At 52.5% G+C, this 2,937-nt stretch carries 1 rRNA gene; it reads right to left on the bottom strand.

What is annotated here, in order from left to right:
* A 23S ribosomal RNA gene (locus VQL36_RS21055) occupies nucleotides 1-2,935 on the bottom strand.
* Nucleotides 2,936-2,937 lie beyond the last annotated feature (2 nt).

Genomic DNA, 2,937 nt, shown 5'->3' with positions numbered 1-2,937 from the left:
TTGGATAAGCCCTCGACCGATTAGTATTCGTCAGCTCCATGCATTGCTGCACTTCCACCCCGAACCTATCAACCTCGTCGTCTTCAAGGGGTCTTACTAAATTGGGAAATCTCATCTTGAGGGGGGCTTCACGCTTAGATGCTTTCAGCGCTTATCCCTTCCGTACTTGGCTACCCAGCTATGCTTCTGGCGAAACAACTGGTACACCAGCGGTACGTCCATCCCGGTCCTCTCGTACTAAGGACAGCTCCTCTCAAATTTCCTACGCCCACGACAGATAGGGACCGAACTGTCTCACGACGTTCTGAACCCAGCTCGCGTACCGCTTTAATGGGCGAACAGCCCAACCCTTGGGACCTACTTCAGCCCCAGGATGCGATGAGCCGACATCGAGGTGCCAAACCTCCCCGTCGATGTGGACTCTTGGGGGAGATAAGCCTGTTATCCCCAGGGTAGCTTTTATCCGTTGAGCGATGGCCCTTCCATTCGGTACCACCGGATCACTAAGCCCGACTTTCGTCCCTGCTCGACCTGTACGTCTTGCAGTCAAGCTCCCTTATGCCTTTGCACTCTTCGAATGATTTCCAACCATTCTGAGGGAACCTTAGGGCGCCTCCGTTACGCTTTAGGAGGCGACCGCCCCAGTCAAACTACCCGCCTGACACGGTCCCCGACCCTGATTCAAGGGCCTAGGTTAGAACTCGAATACGATCAGGGTGGTATCCCAAGGGCGCCTCCACCGATGCTTGCGCACCAGCTTCCAAGGCTCCCACCTATCCTGTACAAATCGTACCCCAGTTCAATATCAGGTTGTAGTAAAGCTCCATGGGGTCTTTCCGTCTTGTCGCGGGTAACCAGCATCTTCACTGGTATTAAAATTTCACCGGATCTCTCGTTGAGACAGCGCCCAAATCGTTACGCCATTCGTGCGGGTCAGAATTTACCTGACAAGGAATTTCGCTACCTTAGGACCGTTATAGTTACGGCCGCCGTTTACTGGGGCTTCGGTTCATAGCTTCGCCTAAAACGGCTAACCATTCCCCTTAACCTTCCAGCACCGGGCAGGCGTCAGCCCGTATACTTCGCCTTACGGCTTCGCACAGACCTGTGTTTTTGCTAAACAGTCGCTTGGGCCTTTTCACTGCGGCTCCCTCGGGCTATACACCCTAACGGAGCACCCCTTCTCCCGAAGTTACGGGGTCATTTTGCCGAGTTCCTTAACGAGAGTTCTTCCGCGCGCCTTAGAATTCTCTTCTCGCCTACCTGTGTCGGTTTGCGGTACGGGCACCTTCACCTGGCTAGAGGCTTTTCTTGGCAGCATGAGTGCGAGTTCTTCGGTACTACAATTTTCCCTCCTCATCACAGCTCAGCCTTATCAGTGTGCGGATTTGCCTACACACCAGCCTTACTGCTTGAACAGACTTATCCATCAGTCTGCAACTGTTCCCTTCTGCGTCACCCCAATTGCTCATAACGGTTTACGGTGGTACAGGAATTTCAACCTGTTGTCCTTCGATTACGCCTTTCGGCCTCACCTTAGGTCCCGACTTACCCTGAGCGGACGAGCCTTCCTCAGGAAACCTTGGGCTTTCGGCGGACAAGATTCTCACTTGTCTTTTCGTTACTTATACCGGCATTCTCACTTGTGTACAGTCCAGCACTCCTTACGGTATACCTTCAATCCATACACAACGCTCCCCTACCCCTGATACCATTGTATCAAGCCATAGCTTCGGTGGTGTGTTTAGCCCCGTTACATTTTCGGCGCAGAGTCACTCGACCAGTGAGCTATTACGCACTCTTTCAATGGTGGCTGCTTCTAAGCCAACATCCTGGTTGTCTGTGCAACTCCACATCCTTTCCCACTTAACACACACTTGGGGACCTTAGCTGATGGTCTGGGCTGTTTCCCTTTTGACGATGGATCTTAGCACTCACCGTCTGACTCCTGGGGTTTAAAGTCTATGGCATTCGGAGTTTGACTGAGCTTGGTAACCCTTGACGGGCCCCGCACCCAATCAGTGCTCTACCTCCACGACTCACCCCCAAGGCTAGCCCTAAAGCTATTTCGGGGAGAACCAGCTATTTCCGAGTTCGATTGGAATTTCTCCGCTACCCCCACCTCATCCCCTCATTTTTCAACATAAGTGGGTTCGGGCCTCCAGTGAGTGTTACCTCACCTTCACCCTGGACAGGGGTAGATCACACGGTTTCGGGTCTACGTCAACATACTCATACCGCCCTATTCAGACTCGCTTTCGCTGCGGCTCCAGCTCTTCACTTTAACCTTGCATGCTAACGTAACTCGCCGGTTCATTCTACAAAAGGCACGCCATCACCCATTAAACGGGCTCTGACTTCTTGTAAGCACACGGTTTCAGGTTCTATTTCACTCCCCTCCCGGGGTCCTTTTCACCTTTCCCTCACGGTACTGCTTCACTATCGGTCGCTAGGGAGTATTTAGCCTTGGCAGATGGTCCTGCCAGATTCATACGGGGTTTCACGTGCCCCGCACTACTCGGGATCCACTCCGGAGAGAATGATTTTTTAGTTACAGGACTTTTACCCTCTTTGGTTCGCCTTTCCAGACGCTTCACCTAAATCATTCCTTTGTAACTCCATGTGGAGTGTCCCACAACCCCAACAGGCAAGCCTGTTGGTTTGGGCTAATCCGCGTTCGCTCGCCGCTACTGACGGAATCACTTTTGTTTTCTCTTCCTCAGGGTACTTAGATGTTTCAGTTCCCCTGGTCTGCCTCCGCTAGACCTATGTATTCAGTCTAGGGTACGTACCTATTACAGTACGTGGGTTCCCCCATTCGGACATCCCCGGATCGAGGTCTGCTTACGACTCCCCGAGGCATTTCGTTGTTCGCCACGTCCTTCTTCGGCTCCTAGCGCCTAGGCATCCTCCGTGTGCTCTTAATAGCTTAACCAT

The organism is Chengkuizengella sp. SCS-71B (assembly GCF_040100845.1).
Lineage (GTDB): Bacteria > Bacillota > Bacilli > Paenibacillales > KCTC-33759 > Chengkuizengella.
This window is presented reverse-complemented; position numbering and strand designations above follow the sequence as displayed.